The 22,132-nt window shown below is 42.5% G+C and carries 22 protein-coding genes and 1 tRNA gene; 8 read left to right on the plus strand and 15 right to left on the minus strand.

Features of this window, described 5'->3' with window-relative positions:
- The first annotated feature begins 67 nt into the window (after positions 1-67).
- The gene (locus tag A3763_RS17190; protein ID WP_068510814.1) at positions 68-466 is read left to right on the plus strand and encodes a hypothetical protein; all 399 of its coding nucleotides are present in this window, start codon (positions 68-70) and stop codon (positions 464-466) included.
- A 6-nt stretch (positions 467-472) separates the two neighbouring features.
- Here the strand turns inward: A3763_RS17190 and A3763_RS17195 are convergent, their stop codons facing one another.
- On the minus strand, positions 473-1,501 hold the full coding sequence (locus A3763_RS17195; protein ID WP_068512642.1) for an AraC family transcriptional regulator: 1,029 nt from the start codon (positions 1,499-1,501) through the stop codon (positions 473-475).
- A 144-nt stretch (positions 1,502-1,645) separates the two neighbouring features.
- Between A3763_RS17195 and A3763_RS17200 the strand changes: the two genes are divergently transcribed.
- Positions 1,646-2,407 carry an SDR family NAD(P)-dependent oxidoreductase gene (locus tag A3763_RS17200; protein WP_068512644.1) on the plus strand — a complete coding sequence of 254 codons (762 nt, stop codon included), beginning with the start codon at positions 1,646-1,648 and terminating at the stop codon, positions 2,405-2,407.
- 105 nt (positions 2,408-2,512) lie between these two features.
- The gene (locus A3763_RS17205) at positions 2,513-3,667 is read left to right on the plus strand and encodes an acyl-CoA dehydrogenase family protein (protein WP_068512646.1); all 1,155 of its coding nucleotides are present in this window, start codon (positions 2,513-2,515) and stop codon (positions 3,665-3,667) included.
- 5 nt (positions 3,668-3,672) lie between these two features.
- Here the strand turns inward: A3763_RS17205 and A3763_RS17210 are convergent, their stop codons facing one another.
- The 13 genes from A3763_RS17210 to A3763_RS17270 all read right to left on the minus strand — a co-directional run bounded on the left by A3763_RS17210 (position 3,673) and on the right by A3763_RS17270 (position 17,302).
- The gene (locus tag A3763_RS17210) at positions 3,673-4,980 is read right to left on the minus strand and encodes an AarF/ABC1/UbiB kinase family protein (protein WP_068512650.1); all 1,308 of its coding nucleotides are present in this window, start codon (positions 4,978-4,980) and stop codon (positions 3,673-3,675) included.
- A gap of 462 nt (positions 4,981-5,442) precedes the next feature.
- Positions 5,443-6,429 carry an AgmX/PglI C-terminal domain-containing protein gene (locus A3763_RS17215; protein WP_068512652.1) on the minus strand — a complete coding sequence of 329 codons (987 nt, stop codon included), beginning with the start codon at positions 6,427-6,429 and terminating at the stop codon, positions 5,443-5,445.
- Positions 6,430-6,431: 2 nt separating this feature from the next.
- Entirely contained in the window at positions 6,432-6,926 is a 495-nt protein-coding gene (locus A3763_RS17220) for a biopolymer transporter ExbD (RefSeq protein WP_068509548.1), read from the minus strand.
- Positions 6,923-7,447: a biopolymer transporter ExbD gene (locus A3763_RS17225; RefSeq protein WP_068512655.1), complete on the minus strand. Its 525-nt coding sequence runs from the start codon at positions 7,445-7,447 to the stop codon at positions 6,923-6,925. Before A3763_RS17225 ends, A3763_RS17220 begins: the two co-directional genes overlap by 4 nt.
- Before the next feature lie 89 nt (positions 7,448-7,536).
- Positions 7,537-8,175: a MotA/TolQ/ExbB proton channel family protein gene (locus tag A3763_RS17230; RefSeq protein WP_068512663.1), complete on the minus strand. Its 639-nt coding sequence runs from the start codon at positions 8,173-8,175 to the stop codon at positions 7,537-7,539.
- A 335-nt stretch (positions 8,176-8,510) separates the two neighbouring features.
- Positions 8,511-8,843 (minus strand): hypothetical protein, encoded by a 333-nt coding sequence (locus A3763_RS17235; protein WP_068506862.1) that lies wholly within the window; start codon positions 8,841-8,843, stop codon positions 8,511-8,513.
- Positions 8,844-9,467 (minus strand): tetratricopeptide repeat protein, encoded by a 624-nt coding sequence (locus A3763_RS17240; RefSeq protein ID WP_068512665.1) that lies wholly within the window; start codon positions 9,465-9,467, stop codon positions 8,844-8,846.
- Positions 9,448-12,264, minus strand: a complete 2,817-nt coding sequence (locus A3763_RS17245; protein ID WP_068512667.1) for a tol-pal system YbgF family protein — start codon at positions 12,262-12,264, stop codon at positions 9,448-9,450. The genes A3763_RS17240 and A3763_RS17245 overlap by 20 nt, the downstream gene beginning before the upstream one ends.
- Before the next feature lie 71 nt (positions 12,265-12,335).
- Complete coding sequence (locus A3763_RS17250; protein WP_068512669.1) at positions 12,336-14,096, minus strand: lipopolysaccharide assembly protein LapB; 1,761 nt, start codon at positions 14,094-14,096, stop codon at positions 12,336-12,338.
- Complete coding sequence (locus tag A3763_RS17255; RefSeq protein ID WP_068512672.1) at positions 14,090-14,683, minus strand: hypothetical protein; 594 nt, start codon at positions 14,681-14,683, stop codon at positions 14,090-14,092. Before A3763_RS17255 ends, A3763_RS17250 begins: the two co-directional genes overlap by 7 nt.
- 142 nt (positions 14,684-14,825) lie before the next feature.
- Positions 14,826-16,004: a VWA domain-containing protein gene (locus A3763_RS17260; RefSeq protein ID WP_068512682.1), complete on the minus strand. Its 1,179-nt coding sequence runs from the start codon at positions 16,002-16,004 to the stop codon at positions 14,826-14,828.
- A gap of 56 nt (positions 16,005-16,060) precedes the next feature.
- Positions 16,061-16,903 carry a MoxR family ATPase gene (locus A3763_RS17265; protein ID WP_068512684.1) on the minus strand — a complete coding sequence of 281 codons (843 nt, stop codon included), beginning with the start codon at positions 16,901-16,903 and terminating at the stop codon, positions 16,061-16,063.
- A 189-nt stretch (positions 16,904-17,092) separates the two neighbouring features.
- Complete coding sequence (locus A3763_RS17270; protein WP_068512686.1) at positions 17,093-17,302, minus strand: hypothetical protein; 210 nt, start codon at positions 17,300-17,302, stop codon at positions 17,093-17,095.
- 99 nt (positions 17,303-17,401) lie between these two features.
- On the opposite strand from A3763_RS17270, the gene A3763_RS17275 reads away from it, so the two are divergent.
- The 5 genes from A3763_RS17275 to A3763_RS17295 all read left to right on the plus strand — a co-directional run bounded on the left by A3763_RS17275 (position 17,402) and on the right by A3763_RS17295 (position 21,916).
- On the plus strand, positions 17,402-17,743 hold the full coding sequence (locus A3763_RS17275) for a hypothetical protein (protein ID WP_068509768.1): 342 nt from the start codon (positions 17,402-17,404) through the stop codon (positions 17,741-17,743).
- 74 nt (positions 17,744-17,817) lie between these two features.
- A tRNA-Glu gene (locus tag A3763_RS17280) sits at positions 17,818-17,893 on the plus strand.
- A gap of 213 nt (positions 17,894-18,106) precedes the next feature.
- The gene (locus tag A3763_RS17285) at positions 18,107-19,324 is read left to right on the plus strand and encodes an EAL and HDOD domain-containing protein (RefSeq protein ID WP_068512688.1); all 1,218 of its coding nucleotides are present in this window, start codon (positions 18,107-18,109) and stop codon (positions 19,322-19,324) included.
- 42 nt (positions 19,325-19,366) lie between these two features.
- Positions 19,367-20,581, plus strand: a complete 1,215-nt coding sequence (locus A3763_RS17290) for an acetate/propionate family kinase (RefSeq protein WP_068512696.1) — start codon at positions 19,367-19,369, stop codon at positions 20,579-20,581.
- 96 nt (positions 20,582-20,677) lie between these two features.
- The gene (locus A3763_RS17295; RefSeq protein WP_068760251.1) at positions 20,678-21,916 is read left to right on the plus strand and encodes an AAA family ATPase; all 1,239 of its coding nucleotides are present in this window, start codon (positions 20,678-20,680) and stop codon (positions 21,914-21,916) included.
- On the opposite strand, the gene A3763_RS27070 is transcribed toward A3763_RS17295, so the two are convergent.
- Positions 21,825-22,132, minus strand: a 308-nt coding sequence (locus A3763_RS27070; RefSeq protein ID WP_255376626.1) for a DRTGG domain-containing protein, incomplete at its 5' end; no start/stop codon positions are given. The two genes, A3763_RS17295 and A3763_RS27070, sit on opposite strands and share 92 nt — an antisense overlap.

The following is a 22,132-nucleotide window of genomic DNA, read 5'->3' on the forward strand; positions in this document are numbered from 1 at the left end:
TTTGTTGGGTGTTTAGCGTTTAATATCCCTCTCCTGATTCGACCTAACCCCATACCATTTTATACCTATGCATAAAATTAAACTCATAAATTGGGCAGAGCGCCGCATTAAAAGACGCCATAAAGCGCCTGATTTACGAATATCAATACAACCTGTCGGCTTAAGAAAATTCTTCAGCTCCTCACAGGAAGTTAAATGCCTCGATATCAATCGCTATGGTATGGCGATCAGGTCGCGTCGTCCCTTTAAGGCCAAAGAACGCATTCTAATTAACTTTAGAGGTAAGTATATTTCACTTTCCAAGGTTGGGGGCATCGTCACCGAGTGTGTGAAAGTTCGGCATTTTTACCGAATCAGTGTTGTTTTCAGCTACGCAAAAGACAGCAAAGAATACTGCCGCAAGACAGATAATGCTCTTTCAAGAATTGAAAGCCTTTATAACCAGCAAACAAAAGAAGCCGGTTAACTCTTCTCAAGCACTTCCAATCGAGTGTTTATCACGATAGGCACGCGGTGATAAGCCCATCCAGGTTTTAAACGCTCTAGAAAATACCGAGGCTTCATCAAAGCCTAATTCCAACCCTATCTCGCTTATTGATCGATTACTATCATTTAGCAGGCTTAGCGCTTTTTCACATCGTAGTTTTTGCTTAATTTGTTGGTAGCTAGTGTTTTCTTTTTCCAAGACACGCCTTAAATTTCTTGGGCTCATATTGAGTTCACTGGCCAAATCATCAAGCTTCTTAAACTGCATCGTATCATCAACAATCATATTCATTACTTGAGTACTAAAACTTCGTTGAAAGTCCGGCTTTGACAGCAAATCGGTTGGCGAATTTTGTAAAAAAGTATTCAACTCTTTCTGGCCCTGTTTAATAGGCAAATCCATAAGAGCTGATTCGAAGACTAGTGCGTTTTGCGTTTCACCAAACCTACAGTGACAAGGAAAGAGCAAACTATACTCCGCAACATGCGGTGGACTCTGGTAACTCAAGCTAACATATTTTAAAGGTAATCGTTCAGTAACAAGCCAGCTTGCAAAGCGATGCCAAACCAATAAAAAAAACTCTACGAGGAAATTGGCAGTATCCAACTCGGGCCGTACAGGCTGAAAAATAAGACGAGCTCCCTCCGTAGTATTTTCAAGTTGCAGCACGATATCGTTTCTAAAGGTACTGTAGAGCAAGCTTGCCCGCCTTATGCTTTCACCAATAGTTTGCTCCCTTATCATTTGTTTAGCTACGATGGCAAAAACACCTTGTTTACAGGGCTGATCGGTAAAGCCCATGAACTCATCATCCATTAGTCGCCAGATAGAACGAATTAGTGTTGATACTCGCTCAGATGAAATACGATCGCTCCCCCCATAGCAGCTGACAGAGAGAATACCTGAACTAAGACCGCAATCACTCATCACCTTGCTTACATCGACTCGGGCCCTCAAGGCACCCTGCAGAAGTGCATGTACATAGTACAGTGAAATTGAATTTCGCTTGTCCATATCGTCCGCTTAGGTAAAGTTTATACATAGTATATGTATCATTTAGCTAGTTTTCGTCCTATTTTGTCAAACCATATCCTGATTTGCTCTTGCCCGGCGCACAGTCTTCGATCAAACTTTTAGTTTTTCTTATAGGTAAATTCAATGGACATTAAAGGTACACCCGCAATTGTAACTGGCGGTGCATCAGGTCTTGGAAAAGGCACTGCACTCTATCTTGCAAGTTACGGCGCCAAGGTCGCGATTCTTGACTTACAAATCGAAAAAGCGCAAACCCTTGCTGAAGAAATAGGTGGCATTGCAATTGAATGCGATGTAACAAGTGCTGAAAGCGTTGAAGCAGCTATCAATAAAGCACGCGAAACTCACGGGCCCTGCGGTATAGCTGTTAACTGCGCCGGCATTGGCAATCCAGGACGTATTCTTGGGCGTGACGGCCCAATGTCTTTAGACTTTTTTAATACCGTAATTCAAGTAAACCTTGTTGGCTCATTTAATGTACTAAGGCTGGCGGCAGCAGACATGCAAAGCCGAGAAGAAAACGCAGACGGTGAGCGAGGCGTAATCATTTCAACAGCCTCAGTAGCGGCTTATGAAGGTCAAATTGGTCAAGCTGCCTATTCTGCCTCGAAGGGAGGGATCGTATCAATGACCCTTCCCGCTGCACGTGAGCTCGCAAAGTTTGGCATTCGCGTATTAGCGATCGCACCCGGCCTCTTCCTAACGCCTATGATGGAATCATTTTCTCAAGAAGTACAAGACAGCCTTGCTGCAACATTACCCTTTCCATCTAGACTAGGTAAACCCGATGAGTTTGGTAGGCTAGTGCGTGATATTGTTGAGAACCCAATACTTAACGGTGAAGTGATACGTATTGATTCCGCTGTCCGTTTGGCAGCAAAATAATACCAAGCGCGGCATTTTGGGAACATCATAAAGTCGTTACACGTGACCTAGCTGCTAAATAGTCCGCTATTATACAAACACTAACTCACTAAAAGAGGAACCCATATGGACTTATCACTGAACGAGGAGCAAATTATGATTCAGAGTATGGCACGTAAATTTGCCAGCTCTGAACTGATGCCTATCGCCGATAAGCTTGATATGGGGGAGGCACAGGAAACCTTTGTTAAGAATCTAAAGAAACTGGCTGAGCTCGGTTTTATGGGGCTCAATATCTCGAGTGAATACGGCGGTACCAATGCCGGTACCGTTTCCTTTAGTTTGGCCATCACTGAAATAGCCAAGGCTTGCGCTTCGACAGCAGTTACAACATCGGTAACAAACATGGTTGCTGAGGTTATCCAGGCTGTTGGCAGCACACAACAGAAACATTCTTATCTACCAAAACTTTGCTCTGGTGAATATTCTGCCGGAGCATTCTGCTTGACTGAGTCTCAGGCCGGTTCGGACCCTTCATCAATGAAATGTTCCGCTACTAAAACAGCTTCGGGCTGGGCGCTAAATGGCAGCAAGCAATTCATTACCAGCGCAGAATATGCTGGCGTATTTGTTGTCTGGGCTCTGACGGATAAGAGTGCGGCAAAAGGAAAAGGCATTTCTTGTTTCCTTGTCGAGGCGGGGACTCCCGGCCTAATAATAGGAAAACCCGAACAAAAGATGGGACAAAAAGCCTCTTCTACTTGTCAGCTTAGTTTCGATAACTGCAACATTGATGACAGTGCACTTTTGGGTGATCTAAACAAAGGCTATCGTGTCGCCGTTGGCGAACTGGCCGGCGGCAGAATAGGCGTCGGCTCATTAGCACTTGGTATTGCTCAGGCAGCCATCGACTATGCAACGATATACACAAAAGAACGTGAGCAATTTGGCAAGGCAATCGCGAACTTTCAAGGTATCCAGTGGATGTTAGCGGACACCTACACAGAACTAGAAGCTGCACGTTTGCTCCTTATGAGCGCGGCCTACACAAAAGATTCTGGCGCGCCGTTTTCAAAACAGGCATCAATGGCCAAGCTATTTTCAACAGAAGCCGCCAACAAAGCTTGTTATACAGCACTGCAGTTGTTAGGAGGCAATGGCTATATTAAAGATTATCCTATAGAGCGTCTTACTCGTGATGCACGCGTAACAACAATCTACGAAGGTTCCAGTGAAATACAGCGCATTATTATTGCTAAACAAATACTCAGTGAAGCATAGCTTAATCAGCCTTGCAGATAAGGGGCCAACTTAGAACGGAATTCCGCCTTAACCCCCATACTTTTGAGTATCCAGTACTGACCACTTATCATCCGGTCAATATATAAGCTTTCAACCGGCGGGCTAAAGTGCGACATATGTTTAAAGAACAAATGAGTTTGTTTGGCCGCTTCGATATGCAAAGAAGCAGATTCATAGTCATAGTCGTCATTTGTCAGAAAGGGCTCAAATAAAATATTCCGCCAAACTTTGTAGTAGTCTGAACCTGGTGAAGGTTTACTCTCGACCCGCGCACCTAATCTAATAAGCGCATCATCTAGCGCATCATAATCTTCCGCCAAACTAGCAACAATCGCATCTTTATAGGCTGCTAAAACTTCATGCTTAAGCGTTTTAATACAACCAAAATCATAAACAATAACTGAACCGTCTTTTCGAAAAGCAAAATTACCGGGGTGCGGGTCGCCATGAATCTGTTTGAAGTCAAATAGCTGCTCAGCCATAACTTCAAATAGTCTTTCGCCGAGTTGATTGATCTGATCCTGAGTATACTGCTCACGCTTTAGTGCTTGTATATCGTCTCCTGGTAGGTATTCCATCGTTAGAATATGCCTATTTGATAAGTCTTCGATAACCGATGGAATGAGTATCTTTGGATGCTTATCATGAAAACTTTGAAACATCGCAATATTTGCAGCCTCATTATTATAATCGAGCTCCTCATGTAAACGATCCCTAATCTCGGCAAATAGAGCGTCTACACTTTCTTTTGGCATCTTCAGCAAGCCACCTAGCTTAAGCGCTAACCTCAACTGCTTTAAATCAGAGTCGCATGACTCAGCAACCCCTGGATACTGAACTTTGACGACAACTTCTTGCCCTTGCTTAGTACAGGCACGATGAACCTGCCCAATTGAAGCAGCGGCATGCGGCTCTTCATCAAAACGACTGTAAAGCTCATCCAAAGGCGCGCCTAACTGGAGCTCAATCTGAGCCTTAATTATACTAAATTCAACTGGGGGCGCTTCTTTCTGGAGTTTTACTAATGCTTCTGAAAACTCTTTGGGCAATAAATCTTGAGTTTGTGATGCGATCTGTCCGATTTTCATCACAGCCCCCTTAAGCTCACCTAAAGTATCAACGACATCACCAGCCATTTTAGAATAGGTTTCGCGTTTACTTAAGGCAGCATTATCATCAGATTTAAAAACCGACTTGACCCGGTCAGAGGCATAACGACCGGCTACAGAGGCTGTCATTCCAGCTAATTTGATAAAACGTCCTTTCCGGGAACTAATTGTTTTTTTGGGCATAGTTTATATCGAGAAGCATTAAAGGGTGATTTTGACAAACAGCTGTCATTTTAACGATTACGTTAATCTATTTAACACTTAAATTGAGGTGCTCTGCAACAAAGAGGGGCTTAGTTGGGACTGAATAACGGCGCTTTAGTCCTAGAATTTACTTTAACAAAGTGAAATAAGTGGTAATTACGCCCAAACTAAGCCCTTTGGACGATTCAACTACGCCCCCCTCGCCTGTATTATTCCCTCATCGGTAAACAGGAAGAAGAGCACTCAGGCCGCTAACTTCTTCCTGTTTGCAGCTATCTAACGAGGTTCCTTAATTGGCATGTTAGAACTGATAATTTATTCTCCTTAAAAGGCACTTAGTATTTTCGGCTACTAGTGCCTTTTTTTTATGCCTGAATAAGTAGTCTCACTTTATAAACACTAGCTCACTCCTTTCCCTCATCGCTTACCTTGCCAAACGACCTAGTTTGGGCGAAAAGGGAATGGGATATTTATGGTGGTTTGCATTACATTCTCAACACCAAAGTCAGCTAAATACATTCGTTTAACAATTTTATTCTCGAGAACAGGGTGATTAAGCTCGGAACTTACGATACGGCAGAAAGAAACCTCCCCGCTTGGTTCGATTATCACTTCTAGCATTAACAAGCCCTCAAGAAAAGGGTCTTTTCGCAATTCCCGAACGTATAATTTGTTAAAGGCTGACTTTAAGGACTCGGCGACGAGACGAATATTTTCTTCGCTACGCGAAAGCATACCCGAAGCTGCTTCTTCTTCAGCAAGAGCTAAAGATATCTCATCTTCTGTTGCATCTAGCACCTCATTCTCACGCGCACTTAGTGAAACGGTTTCCGCTGGAGCCGCTAAGGCTTCAGTAGAAATCCCACTACTGCGCTTGAGCACTTCTGAACTAGCAGGTCCGCTTGCTTTCGCGGCAATGGTCGCCTGCTTACTTGGTGCAACTTTCTTTTTCAAGGCAGCGACATCGACGACTGTCTTAAGTTCAGCAAGATCTGACTGCAAAGCTAACAAGCCGGACTTTTTAGCAACTTCTCTCGCTTTTTTGACTTTTGTAGTCAGAGGTTTTTTAATCGGCTCCGGCTTTTTAATTGGCTTAGGCTTTTCTTTAGGCTTAGGCTTTTCTTTAGGCTTAGGCTTTTCTTTAGGTTTAGGTTTTTCTTCTTTAGGCTTTTCTTCAACCTTTTTAGGTTTCTCTTCCTTTTTGACTGGCTTGGGTTTGGGTGGCTCTTTTTTCTTCACTAACTTTGCTAGTTGCGGTGGGAGCTTTTCAAGTGATTTGCGATCTTTTTCAGGCACAGATGCATTAGGTATCCATACCGCTAGTACCAAAAAGACCATGAGCAAGGTAAGCAGAATACTGCTGAAACGTTTACTTTCACCAGCTTCTTTCGTCCAAGGTAGATTTAAGCGGTCTTGTGGAAAAATCATCCCTACCCCTTACCTTCAAGCTTTCTTGATACAGCCAGGGAAACCCGGGTATAGCTGGCGGCAGTACAAGTTGCCATAATCTTTTTTAACAGCTTATAAGGCACGTTTTTATCTGCGATTAAAGTAACAGGGTATCCATCACGAACATTCTGCAAAGACTGATTTTTACTTGCTTGATAGTCCAGCTCTGACTTTAAGCCAGGAAATAGACCGTCATCTGAAACCTCACTAATGCTAGATACTACCCGCCCCTGAACAAGGATATTGCTGCCACTTACAGCAATTACGATATTTTCCTTAGGCTGCTGCTTAGCCACCGACAGCGGCAACTCAACAGACTTATCCTGCTGAAGTACTTTTACATCTGAAGAGTTCACCATCAGAAAGAAAACTAAAATGGTAAAAATATCCATGAGTGACACAAGGTTTAAGCCACCGGTTTTATGCATTCGTCGGTAATGACGTTGCATCCTCTTCGCTCTTCTGGATAGTTTCATGGTGTCGCCCCCCCACCAGTACTTTCAACATCCAAAATGGGTGCGTCACCAATAGATATATCGGGGAAAAGCTCTGCATTAACAACACTTGCTGCAACAACAGTCTCATAAGAGCGAGTTAAATCCATGGCACTAACAAGAGTTTGATAATTTATCTCTTCGCCCAAAAGCAATGTGATATCAGTCTTCTCAGGGAACCTGTTTTTTAACTGCTTAAGGACTTTCACTAAGGAATCAAAGTCGTAACCTTGCTCACTACTCTGAATCTTTCTTATTAAACCCTGTTTCGTATCAGCCAATGTCAGGCTGTTTTTACGTATTATTAGTTGCAGTTGCAATTCTTCGGAATTATCTGGGAGTTGCGCATCGTCCAGTACTGGAAAATTAAGGTCTAATACTGCTGTTTGAGAAAAAACCATACTTAATAGCAATACCGGCACAAGTACAATCATGAGATTCATGAACGCAGTGATGTCCAATTCTGCCTGCTGAACAAGCTTTCTATGCTTCCTTCGTGCCATATATATATCGCTAGTTAGTAATACCGGTTAGTTATCTATCTTTTGAATAAATAAACTACTGTCAATTGAGTTCATAAAAAAGATGAGTGCTAGGACTGACCAGTTTTATCGGAAATCATATTTAGTAATTTCACACCAGCCATCTCAAAACTATCGACAATTTCATTGGTCTTAGTCTGTAGCACTGCATGGCAAAGCAATAGAGGAATAGCAGCCATCAAACCAAAAGCAGTTGTATTCATTGCAACGGAGATGCTTTGAGAAAGAAGAGAAGCTTTTTCTGCTGGATCGGCATTGGCTACTGCAGTGAACGCAGCAATCAAACCAATGATAGTACCCAGCAAACCAAGCAAGGTAGATACGTTAGCTAATGTCGCTAAATACTGTGTACGCTTTTCAAGGCGAGGAAGTGTTTCCATCAAGCCTTCTTCCATAGCGAACTCAATTTCATCCCGGTTAGCATTGTTTAATAAACGACTTAAACCCGCACCCATAATTGCTGCAATAGCAGCCTGTGAGTCGTTAGCAAACTTTAGCGCTTTTGGGTAATCGCGCTTTCTAAGAATCGGTAACAGCCCCTTATCAAAGGCATTTCTATTAGAGTTCTTTGCTGCGGTTAAATATATAAAACGCTCAATAGCAATCGCTAAACCGATTACTAAAACGACTGCGATTGGGTACATAAACGCCCCACCTTCCTGAAAAAATCGCAAGATCGTATCTAACATGATTTGTGCCCCTTAATGTTCTAATTAAAGCGTTTTGCAAATACTACGAGTACGTAATGCTCATAGAATCGCTACCGCATCTATTTTTTGTATTCAAAGTAATTGTTCGGCGTTGATGACTAAATAAACATCAACGAAATAAAACAGAGTTTGTCGTCAGCTATAATGCTGATTTTCATTATGTCTTTACCTGCACCTTAATACGTATGAACAGGTTCACGTTCCTTGTTGACGAACGACTATGTGATTGCAAGTGTATAGACAGCAACCCAGGAATTCCGGGACACGCTCATAAATTCCCTACAAATTTACAAGGTTTTACGCTTTCCATTACACTATCGAGGTTTGAAAGACGGAGAATCGACTTCCAAAAACCTTGAAAAATGAATCTGCTGTCGGAACCGGACAGGTTCAATGCTATCTAAAATGCCAGGAATACTTTTTGGCGGAGACGCTTCATCACGCTTCTCTATAGTTGGTAGTTTCCATGGCAGATCAAAACTTACATTTGGCAGTTCAGAGCTGCCAATAATAGAGACTTCCGACAGCGTTTCAACCCTCTTTTCATCTTGATTCGACTTAGAAACCGCAAAAGGAGACATAAGCAACAAAATGACAGATATCAGACAAGAAATTGCTTTAATCCTTCTCAATTTGATCAAATTCATTTACTTACGCTCCAGCATTTTTATCCAGCGCTCTACAGTCTTTGTGTCGTCTTCACCCGCATTTTTAACATAAGCCTGGTAATGTTCAATTGCTTGGTCGTAATCACGTAGGTACAACTCATAAAGTACCCCGAGATTGTAATTAACCATCGGATGATTTGAATCCTTTGCTAAGGCTGACTTTAAAAATCGTTCACTGTCCTGAAACTTACCTTCATCCTGGCTAATCAAAGATAATTGAATCAAAGCGTTTACGTTTTTAGGATTAATATCTAGTGCTTGCTGATAGTAGCCTTCAGCTTCAGCTAACTGCCTATTTGAATGACGAATCAAACCAAGGTTAACGTATGCACCAGCCAGGGTCGGATATCTATCAATTAAGCCCTTAAATATCTCTTCTGCTTCAACGTAAGATTTTTCTTTGATAAGAGCTAGACCTTGCTTGTATGCAATTTTATCGTCTTCCGTGAGGATTGGCTTAACAATAGCGCTAGCCGGCTTCTCAATCTGGATAGGCTCTATTTTTTTGCTAGTACTTGAACAAGCTACGACAAAATACAAAGCACCTATAACAAGGATTACCTTAGATATATGACTCATAGGCTTAGAAATATTCATCAGCATGTAAGATCGCCTTTGATTTACGTTCAAACTCTGTTGGATTCATTTCAGCTAACACTTCATAGGTGGCTGCAATCCATCTATCGTACTCACCATCAGGAACCTTATCGAGGTTAATCTGATAAATCTCCAAAGCTTGCTCTTCGAATGAGTACGCCTGCTCCTCCAGTAGAATGTCGTATTGCTCTAACTGAAGCTCTGTAAGTTTGTCGGGTCTTTCGGAAGACATGATATCTTGCGCTAAGGTTCTATATATCGTTCCGATTTTATAAGTAGCCGCTGAAATAACCTCGGACACTTCGTAATCGGCAAGGCTTTCGAGTTTAGCTACCAAGGCTTTTAGATTTCGTGTTTTTTGATCCAAAGACTTTTTGAGCGGTAAGCTTAAGCTAATCGCTTCAAACTGAAGGATGTCTTTGTTTAATAGCCTAAGCGCTGCATTTGCTGCAACATAAGCAGAACGCCCGTTTCGCTGAGAGATCCTATCCTGTTCATATTCTACAAGCGCTGCACGCCACTTATTAGCATTAGAGTCCTCTTTTCGACGATCAAAATAGCGAATACTTTGGAAATATGCCTCAATATTTAACTCGAACTGATCGGGATAGCGCTTAACAAAACCGTCCAAAAGCCCAACAGCTTCATAGGCAAAGTCATTTTCTAAGTAAATTTCTGCAGCACGATAAAGTGAGTTCGACGCTTTAGCCAAGTCCGCAGTAGAATTCGATATCTCGACTAGTTTTTCTGCAGCAGGAATTGGCTCTTCATTCTCCAAGTAAGCATAGACGAGCTTATCTGAGGCATCCTCATACAACTCACTATCAGGAAAACGCTCTTGGAAAACGTTTAAGGTGGCGATGGACTGCGGCCAATTTTGTATTTGTAGAAACTGTGTCGACGCATCAAAAAGTGCCGTAGGAGCAATACTCGAATCCGGCACTAGGTCGACGACTCTCAAATAAAGTTCGGCACTTTTCCCAATCGCACTTTCTTTCTCTGCTTGCTTGTAAACAGACGCAGCTAAGCGCTCGCTTAAGACCTCTACATCAGACTTCTTATTATAAGTAACAAGTTTTTGATAGGCTTTTTCTGCAAGAGAATAGTTTTCTAGCTCGAAATGACTATGAGCGTTAACCAACCAACTAGAATACAATATCGCAGCAGGTGCCGATCTGGACTGTACAACTCGGGAAGAAACTTCTACTGCATTGATATAGTCTAGTTCGCGATAATATTCATTTGCTAGGTCGTTCAACAATCCTGCCGTCTGATTAGCCATAGGAAAATGCGCAGCAAAACGCTCAATCGCTTCTCTGCGAAGTAGCTTATCAGATGGCCCGAGATCTTGGGTATTGCCGCTATTTGAAACTTTGATGTCGTCATATGTCAGAACTGAAGCATAGCCAGCTTGAACTGCCTTTGGATGGCTAACATTTTCATAAGCTGCACGTTCGTATAGAGAAATTGCACGACGATAATCACCAATTTTATATGCAGCCTCAGCTGCAAGGTAAAGGTTCTCACCGCTATAGCGATCTTGACCTCGCGTGAGAACCAGCTCTTCGTAATAGTCTGCAGCCTGCTTACCAAATACATAATAGCTTGACGCTTTAGCTGAAATTTCAGCAGGCTCACTCTTAACTTCGGAGTCTTTGGCGTAAGCCGTTTGCATTCTTACATAATATAGGTGTGCCAACTCATCTAGGGCCTCAACAAGCAAAGGTCTGACAATCTCTAATTGAGAGGGTTCAAGCGTTTTCCAATAAGGGCTATGAACACCGAAATTCTTTACAAAATTTTCTTTCGCTTCCCATTCTAGAATATCGAAATTACCACGACGATAGGTTTGTATTTCATTTTGTGCCATTCGATAAGCATCAAAATTCATTTGATAGTTATCGGTAAAGCCCCTGGCTACGAGACCCGCATCACGAAATCGCTCAGATCTTAGGTGGAATCGAAATAAGGAGTCATAAAGCAAATATGCATAGTCCTTATGCCCGATACTCTGTTGTAGCACCTCAATACTCTCGCCGCTTCTGTCTTGAGAAAACATAGTAGAGAAAAGTCGGAAGGTATCGTCAACAATATCTTGATCCTTGAGGCCCAAGGTATCGTACCCGATTGCATTCCTTAGCTCAGGGTACTTATCTAATACCTTACTAGCATGAACTGCTGAGTCGGCAAACCTGTCCTGTCTAAAAACAGCCCAACCTAACTTAAAGTTTGCTCTATGATGGAAGGTAGAATCTTTTGTAAAAGCCAGTACTTTCTTATACTGCGCTTCAGCTTTATCAAACATACCCAAATCAAAATATGTCTCGGCAATTCGGAACATACTTTCATCAACCAGATCAGACTTTGGGTAAAGACCTACTAACAATTTAAGTCGTTTTATAGATTCTTCAGAATTACCTATAAATTTTGTTGCCTTAGCTGTTTGGTAAAGCAATTCATCCATGCGTTGATAAAATACACCTGAATCGACAATACGATCATAGCTATCGAGCACCACCTGACTTTGAGTAACTTTATCAATCGTAAGTTTCTTGCTATCGAGTTTGTACTTTTCCCTTAAGTTATTAATACGATTCAAAGCATCAATTTTTACATTAGGCGAGTTAGCGTTTTCAAATAATTTTATGTAGCGCTTTAAGATGTAATTAATTGAGACCTTGGGTAAAGGTTTATCTTGGTAGACGATAAAGCTCGGTTTGATATCACCAATGGTTTCGAGATCACTTTTCAACTCAAAAATAAATGGGTCATCACTAGCAGCATAAGAAGTGTTTGAAAACATACCTACAGCTAAAAGAAGTACCCAAGAATAAAGCCTAGGAACGTTGTTTCTAGTCGATTTAATAAAATACATCATCGAGAATAGCGCCCGTCTTTACTTTTCTTTCGCTTAGTCGATTTATTTTCAGCGATACCCTGGAAAATATGCACCAAGCCTTGCTCAGCTCTCTCATAATTGGACATCATCACCTTTCTTAGCTCAGAAAGATGCTGCCGGCAGACATTAGTAATCTCGCTATCCAACTTATCTAGCAAAGCCTCTATCTTCACTTTTTTCGCTGCGAGTCGCTGCCCTAGAGCTGCGCTTTCAGATAACTGGCTTGAAAGTAGTTTAGGACCATTATTTACTTTGCTTTGAAGCTTACCAAGCCTACTTGCCAAAGTATCTACACCGTTTTTCATTGCCTCAATCTGCAAGCTCTTACTAAGCTTTGGCGTCATCAAGTTACTTGAGGAAAGTTTGCCAACTTTTTTATCATAAGCATTAATTCGGTTAGCAATTTCAACAGAATTAAAACGCTTTATTTGTTTACTGAAATTACTCTTTTTAGAGTTCAAGGCCTGAGAAAATACGGATAATTGAGTCTGCCAATACTCGATATTTACCACTAGGTTGTGCATCTCGGTGTATAGCTTAATATCGTCATGAATATCCCTATCCTGAGCGAAATAACGGTAATAAGCAGCGCGTGTAGTATTCTTAACAACACCTTTTGACAAAAACCACTCCAGCCCCTTAATTTCACTACCATCAATCAACACTGCATGCGCACCATGTTTTTCAAGCGCCGTATCTAGCTTGTTAATCGTTCTCAATTCGTTTTCAAAGCCGGAACTGGCTTCTTTATAGGCTTCAAGAGCCTGACTTATATAGCCGGAGCGTTCGTATGCGTAAGGAATGGCCAATGCTGCTTCAGCAACACTTTGATTTGTAAGAGGGTAAGTCTTGGTACTAAACCAGGATTGAGTGGCAGCACGAAAATCACCAAGCTCCAGATGTGCCAAGCCATTCAGGTATAAGCCTGCAGCCGTACTGTCAGAGTCAAGGCGAACCTTTTTGAAAAACTCTAAAGCAAGGTCTGGCTTTCCCCCCTCCAAATAGAGTGAGCCGGACGCAAGATTAATTCGGTCAGCCAAAGCCAACTCTTCTTCGCTTTTACCTTTATTCAGTGAACTCGCTATCCAAAGCGTGCCGAGCGCTTTAGTTTTGTCATGGCTCGCTTCAGCATAAGCTATAGCAAGATTGTAATAAGCATAAGCAGCCCAGACTCCTCCGACCAAATCCCTTAGTGCTTTCGCTGCTCTCTGTGGGCTACCGAGCTCTATAAAGCAGTTTGCTCTATAAAAAGTCCAACGCTGTTTATCATCTAGTGACAGCTTATTCTTTAGTCCCTTGAATGACTTAAGCGCATTAATACAATCGTTATCGTTATAGTAGACTTCACCAAGCGTAAATCGCTCAGAATCACTAAGTTTGTTTTTTTGCTTGCCATTGATATCTAACAGCTTACGCGCTTTGTTAGACATGCTATAACCATGTAAGGCTGCGTTATAGTCGGCAGGATATTTTGAAATATAAGGCTCGTTCATCATCGCCAGTGCATTGAAGACGTCACCGCTATTTAGCTTGAATTTGACCATGCCCTCGTAGAGTTCTTCTGGAATGCCTTTGCTTTGGCTGGCGGCAAGTACAACTGTTGGAACAGATAGCAGAATAGAAAGAGTCAGGCACGCAAGAGCAAAGCTAAAAAGTTTGGTACATTGCAAGGCAACATAACGAGATGAGAACTGAAGAATACTACCTGACATAGAAAGCATGATGACAGCTACCATTGCTTAACTTTGAACAAGGGCTCTCGCTTACCAGCACTTTCAATAACTTCCATCTGTATGTATTTAGCCTTATTTTCCTTAGTGAATTTCAAGGCTTTCTTACGACGAAAATAGCTATTATCTGCACCCTGTCCGTTAAACTGGGCTGTTAATTTGTGCTGTCCATCAGCCAAACTTCCAAGATAGATTTTTTGAACCCCGCCCTTCTTTAAGGCTGCCAACTCAGACTTGTTGTACAAATGCGTAGCGACTAATTTGTCATCTAACAGAACTTCAATTGAATCAAGCGTAAAAGTAGTTTTGGCATCAAGGGATAGAAAAACAGCCAACTGGGTTTCAGTTGGATATAGTAACTGTTCTTCAAAATTATAAAGTTCTCTATTTAGCTCAATTAAGTCTGACTTGATCTGTTCGGCCTCTTTGGCAAGCTTAACCAACTCGGGAGACTTTTTCTTTACAGGAGATTTCTGAGACTGGCTTGCAGGAAGGCTATTGTTAGCGGGCTGAGCAACAGGGGGCGCTGCATTCAACTGCATACACGATATAGAGATTAGAACAACGAAAACAAGAAACCGCTGGATACCCATAACAAACTTCAAAATTTTATAAGTGATTGTTATTCTGATAATAGCAAGTCTTAAAGAAAAAAATCTGTGCTATGTCACTAAATAAGTAAGTAATTGTAATCGTGAAAGAAATATTGATTAAAGATTATCCAAACACCCCAACTTAGCGACTGAGATAGCGCATTGCGTCTTCGAGCCCTTCAACCGTCATTGGGTACATATTGTCCTCTAAGAGCTGCTTGGTTATCCCCAAAGAGCCGCCCTCCCCCCAGTATGACTCTGGCAGAGGGTTAACCCAAGCCACTTTATCAAAATGATCGGTCACACGCTGCATCCATACAGCGCCAGCTTCTTCATTCCAATGCTCGATACTGCCACCTGGCTGAGTTATCTCGTAAGGTGCCATTGATGCGTCACCAACAAAGAGTACTTTGTAGTCAGAAGAATATTTGTGAATCACATCGTAGATCGGCATGCTTTCGTTTGAACGACGAATATTGTTCTTCCATACACTTTCGTAAATAAAGTTATGAAAGTAGAAATACTCCATATGCTTGAATTCAACACGCGCCGCAGAAAACAACTCTTCGCAAACTTTTACATGAGGGTCCATTGAACCACCAATATCAAAGAAGATCAGCACCTTCACAGTATTGTGGCGCTCAGGCACAAGCTTAAGGTCAAGGTAACCGGCATTACGCGCGGTAGACCTTATTGTATCATCCAAGTCCAACTCATCAGCTGCCCCCTGACGAGCGAACTTACGCAAACGACGCAGCGCAAGTTTGATATTTCGAATCCCAAGCGTTACATCGCCATCAAGGTCTTTGTAGCCACGCTTCTCCCAAACTTTAACAGCACGACCATTTCGACCGTTTTTCTGTCCAATTCGAAAACCTTCAGGGTTATAGCCATTCGCACCAAAAGGTGATGTACCACCGGTACCAATCATCCGGTTCCCGCCTTGGTGCTTTTTCTTTTGCTGCTCGATCCGCTCTTTAAACGCTTCCATTAGCTCTTCGAGGCCGCCCATGGCTTCGATTTTATCCTTTTCTTCCTGAGTTAAGTTCTTCTCAAACTCTGCCTTGAGCCAATCTTCTGGAATCATTTCTTCGAAGAGATCATCAAGCGCTTCGATTCCCTCAAAATATTTGCCATAGGCGCGATCAAATTTGTCGAAGTTTTTCTCATCTTTTACAAGGCACAAGCGGCTTAAATAGTAAAACTCATCGATATCAGCAAAGACTATATTTTTCTCAAGCGCCTCCATTAAGTCTAAGAACTCCTTAAGCGTTGCTGGAACCTTAGAACGGCGCACTTCCTGAAAAAACTCTATTAACATCGAGATACCTCTTTTCTACTAATACAAACCGATTGCGAGTAAAAAATACTTTTAGGCTAACCCTTGCGCCTTGCCATAAATGCCAAGCGCTGCAGCAAGTGGACATCCTGTTCATTCTTAATCAATGCACCATACAAGGGTGGTATTGCTTTAGAGGGGTCTCGCTCTTGTAGAATTTGTTCGGATACTTCGTCAGCCATCAATAGTTTAAGCCAATCGATCAATTCGCTTGTTGAAGGCTTTTTCTTCAAGCCAGGAACTTTACGCACATCAAAAAACACATCGAGCGCCTCTTTAACCAAGCTCTGCTTCAAGCCGGGGTAGTGAACCTCCACAATTTTCTCCATTGTTTCGTGGTCTGGGAAGTTGATGTAATGGAAAAAGCAGCGTCTTAGGAATGCGTCCGGTAGTTCTTTTTCGTTGTTACTGGTAATCAATACAATTGGTCGATTTTTCGCCACAACACGTTCTTGTGTCTCGTAAACAAAAAATTCCATTTTATCGATTTCAAGAAGCAAATCGTTTGGAAACTCGATATCGGCTTTATCAATTTCATCAATCAATAGCACAACACGCTCTTCTGCTTCGAAGGCTTCCCACAACTTCCCTTTCACTATGTAGTTAGATATATCGTGAACACGGTCATTTCCTAACTGGGAATCTCTTAGACGTGACACAGCATCATATTCGTACAAGCCCTGCTGAGCCTTTGTTGTCGACTTGATGTGCCACTGAATTAAACGCGTGCCAAGTGATTCTGCTAACTGCTCAGCCAGCATAGTTTTACCAGTACCTGGCTCACCCTTAATAAGAAGAGGCTTTTCTAATTGAATCGCAGCATTTACAGCCATCTGTAAATCACCGGTCGCTACATAATCGCTAGTACCCTTAAAACTCATACTAATACCTTTTGATATAGACTCTTTGCCTCAAGCAGCCAAGACAAACTAAAACCAACAAATAGACAGACTGAAACTAAAGCCTGAATAGGAAAAACGTGAATTCTATTCTAGTTTTAAGTGCAACGGAAATCCTGGCAATAGATTATTTCAACAACAGTGTGTTCCAGAAACCATCCATATTGAGTTTTAAGCGCTATAATAAGGTACTAAAGCATGTGGAATTTGTGCAATTAATAACCTTAAATCATCAGTGAGCTCTTCCAATTGAAACAAGTTTTTTTCTTGATAGTGACGTTTATTTGCTTCTTCACCACTACCACAAACGCCCAACAAAGCCCTAGCGAAGTCGGCAATAAACAGACCCACCTTTCCTGCGCCATAATTACCAGCGAACATCTAACAATTTTACAATTATTCCAACGAGGACTACCTCAACAAGTCGCAATTGATTCACTACCAGATATAAGCAGAAAAGCCCGTAAGCGCGTCGAGTATGTGTATCAACTGGCCAAAGATATTGGTACGTTAAACGCCTATTCCGATATCAACACAAATTTTGCCCGCTGTTCAACTCTTGTATACAAGAACAAAGGTCTACCCGCCATAGATTTGGCCGAGCACGCATACTATTTTTGCTCTGGTGAAAACAAACTTCGATTCGAGATTATCCTGCTCATCGACCAGGGACTTTCGCAAGAAAAATTAGAAGCTCAGATTCCTACTACGCATCATAAAGTATTAAAACAGTACCAAAATCTAATAAAACGTAAGGGCACTCTTGCAGCATTTGACCTCACTGCAAACAATCTCAAAGCTTGCTTACAACAAATTGAATAGTTTTTTATTTAAAGTGTTGACTTGGTCGAGCCTCTTCTCTAGTATACGCGCCACTTCGACGGAGAAGCAGTTGCGTCCCCTTCGTCTAGAGGCCTAGGACACCGCCCTTTCACGGCGGTAACAGGGGTTCGACTCCCCTAGGGGACGCCATTTTCCTTCTTAACTTCTCCAATACCTCTCGAATACTTCCAAGAACTTAGTCTCCCCCTAGATATAGATACCAACCCAATCTTTTTACGTTTTTTTGCACCATTTTCCACCTGTTTTTACCCGCGTCAACTAAACTGCTTATAGACAAACTACGCGCCCAACTTATCCGAACAAGTTTTGGTGCGATTTAGGGATTTTCTATTGAGACAAAGTATGACCGATAAAAACGACGTATTACTTGCCAGACAACCAATTTACGACCGTTCAAAAACAGTCACTGGTTACGAGCTACTCTTTCGCAGTGAATGCGACACCCCCATTAGTAGCTTTGATGGCAACCTAGCAACGTCACGGGTTTTACTTAATTTATTTACAGAAAGCGATATATCAAGCATTACGAATAACCTGCCTGCCTATGTCAATTTTACTGCTGAACTCCTGCATAACCCACCACTATTCAACCCTGATACGGCGGTAATAGAAGTACTGGAAAATATCGAAATTACAGACAAGGTTGTTTCCAGCCTAAAAAAGCTTAAACAACGCGGTTTCACGCTAGCACTTGATGACTTTATTATGGATGAACGTTATCAACGCATATTGCCACTGGTAGACATTATTAAACTAGAACTACCTGAAATGGACGATGATGAATTACAGGCAACTATTAAAAACCTTAAGCAGCATGACGTAACTCTTCTGGCGGAAAAGATCGAAACACCTGAGCAATTTAAGCGCTGCCACGAACTTGGCTGCGACCTCTTCCAAGGCTATTTTTTATCCAAGCCCGAGATAATTAAAGGTAAGAAAATCGCTGCAGGAAAAATGACAATAATTAACCTAATTTCTGAAATTCAAGCACCCGAGATTGATATGGATGGCTTAACCTCCATCATTTCCCGAGACCCGGCACTAAGCTTCAAGCTACTCAAGCTTATTAACTCCGCCGCCTTTAAACGAAGCAACACCATAGACTCTATTCACAAGGCTGTCACCTTACTGGGCATAGATAAAATTAAGAGCTGGGCCAGCTTGCTGGCATTAAGCAAGTTGGACGACAAGCCCGAAGCGCTGCACTATATGGCGCTGGTACGTGCACTAATGTGTGAAAGGCTATCGGAATATATTGAACCAAGCCTAAAAGACCAGTTTTACACCGTCGGCCTGCTTTCTTGCCTTGATGCATTTTTTGATCAATCACTAAGCGATATCGTCTCTCATATTTCATTAGCACCGGGAATAAATGATGCGCTCACTCTATTAAAAGGTAATGCCGGACTTGCCCTATCCACCACAATTGCCTTTGAACAGTCTGAATGGCAAAAGTTAGACTGGACAGCATTAGCCAAATTCGAGTTAAATGCTAAACAAATCAATGAGATCTATTTCGAATCATCTCGAAGGGCCTTGGAAATTTCTGCAGAGAATTAGTACTCAGGCCACCCCAATAAACTTAGGAAACGTTTATTTAGCATGGCTAACTCCCTTATTCTTGTTATCAATTGTGGCAGTTCATCTTTAAAGTTTGCACTCTACTCAACCCACCCTGAAACAAGCCTTCTCGCAGAAGGCTTGGCAGAGTCGCTTAATCAGACAGAAGGCAAACTTACTGTTAAGCACTCAGGTGAGAAAGAAACCCTCTTATTAAACCTATCTTCGGAACTTGGCAACAGCCATGCGCTTGCCCTACAAGCAGCAATAGAGAAACTTGCTCGGCACTTTCCAATCAAAGAAGAACTCAAGGCCATCGGACATAGAGTTGTTCACGGCGGTAATATCTTTAGCGAATCTGTTGTGATTAGCGAACAAGTACTTGAGCAGATCAAAGCCTGCATCCCCCTTGCTCCATTGCATAATCCAGCCAATATAGTGGGTATCGAGAGCTTACAAGTGCTGCACCCTAATCTCCCACAAGTTGCAGTATTTGATACGGCATTCCATCAAACAATGCCAGCCAAAGCTTATACTTACGCACTACCCTACAAGCTTTATTCTGAACATAATGTTCGCCGCTATGGTTTTCACGGTACCAGTCACCGCTATATTGCTAAGCGTGCATCTGAAACGATAAATAAGTCATTGCCAGAGCTAAACATTATTACCGCTCACCTGGGTAACGGCGCAAGTGTTGCGGCAATAAAAAACGGTAAAAGCGCTGATACAAGTATGGGCATGACCCCACTTGAAGGGCTTGTAATGGGCACCCGATCTGGCGACATCGACCCAGGTATTTTTGACTTTCTAATCAGTCAGAATTACTCACCCGAGGAGATATCCGAACTCCTAAACAAGCAAAGCGGTTTACTCGGTATATCTGAGCTGAGCAACGATATGCGCACAATTTGTGAGAAGGCAGATGAAGGTCATACCCAATGCAAACTTGCTTTGGAGGTATTTTGCTTTAGAGCGGCCAAACACCTGGCCGGCATGATGACCTCACTAGAACAAATAGATGCACTGGTGTTCACCGGTGGAATTGGCGAGAACTCAGCTGTCGTTAGGCAAAATATTGTCAAACACTTGTCAATTTTCGGCTTTACTATTAACCATGCAGCAAACAATCAGCCTTCTTCACGTAACGAATGCTACAACGGGCTTTCTATTCATGAAGACCAATCTATCCCGGTACTCGTCATCCCAACTGACGAAGAAGCTATGATTGTAGAAGACACTCTATCGCTAATATAACAAATGCTATGCGGCCACTTCTACCAGCTATTGCAACGAACCATTATGCTCTCAAACCCTTAGAATATTTGAGAACAGATTTAAGGAAAGTCTAATATGTCTAAGTCATTTTTTATTGCACCAACCGCTAAAAATGCCGGCTTAACATCCGTCAGCCTTGGCCTACTCAGAGCGCTTGACCAGATAGGTGTAAGAGTTGGTTTTTTTAAGCCGATTACACAAATTACCCAAAGTCACCCCGATCACTCTGTCCACTTTGCTAATGCAATCAATCATATAGACAGCCCAAAGCCTATTCCACTGAAGACAGCACAAGATTACCTTACACGCGGCGACAAAGACCTTCTTATGGAAGAAGTAATCGAAAACTTCCATAAGATAAAAAAGCTGTACGACGTAATAATCATTGAAGGAATTGTTCCAACAACAGACGAAGCTCATACCAGCGTGCTCAATAAGGAAATGGCAAACAGTCTCGACGCAGAAATCATTCTGCTTGTGCCAATGACCTCCTTGCCAAGCAATTGTTCAGTTGATACCTTCGATGACCACCTAAAAACATCCTTGAGCCTATTCTCCTCAATTAAAGCCGGTGTCATTGGCTGTATTTTGAATAAAGTAGGCTGCGCACAAAACGCCAAACAACTGCACGATGATGCGATTTCGCTCACCGAAGCAACAGAGGTCGAAAACTGCCAACAACTACTCAGCACCAGCACCTTAATAGAAGCATCCACAGTGCTTAGTGAAAGTTTTCATTCTATAGGCCAGATACCGCTTGTACCGGCTTTACAGGCGCCGCGAGTCTTTGATATCGCAAATGAGCTACAAATGAAGGTTGTACCCGGAACGGGTAACGAGGAGATTTTGCGTACCCGAAGGGTTACGAGGATCGCCATTTGCGCGCGCAGTGTTAGCAATCTCATCAGTGCCCTAACCCCAGGCTGCCTGCTGGTAACCCCTGGCGATAGGAGTGACGTGCTACTTGCTGCTGGAATGGCGGTACAAAATGGCCTTCCTCTAGCGGGCATCGTGTTAACGGGCAACTACCAACCCGACGAAAGTATTCTCGACTTCTGCCGCCCGGCACTTCAAAACGGCTTACCACTGCTTAGTACGCATCATGACACCTTTGAAACCGCCGTCGCATTATCCAAGCTTGAAAACAAAGTTCCGCTAGATGATTTAAATAGAATGGATGAGGTAATGACGACAGTTGCCGACCATCTGGATATAGACTGGCTCAAGCTACACTGCGCGCATTTTCAGATAATTGATAGCGAAATGCCGGCGGAGAAAGGCGTGTTGCGCGTTCTTTATCGCAGTGTAGCTTGAGCCAGTCTATATCCAGATGGTCGGCAACTGTCGTCATTACCTCATCCATTCTATTTAAATCATCTAGCGGAACTTTGTTTTCAAGCTTGGATAATGCGACGGCGGTTTCAAAGGTGTCATGATGCGTACTAAGCAGTGGTAAGCCGTTTTGAAGTGCCGGGCGGCAGAAGTCGAGAATACTTTCGTCGGGTTGGTAGTTGCCCGTTAACACGATGC

The sequence above is a fragment of the Oleiphilus sp. HI0128 genome, assembly GCF_001635365.1.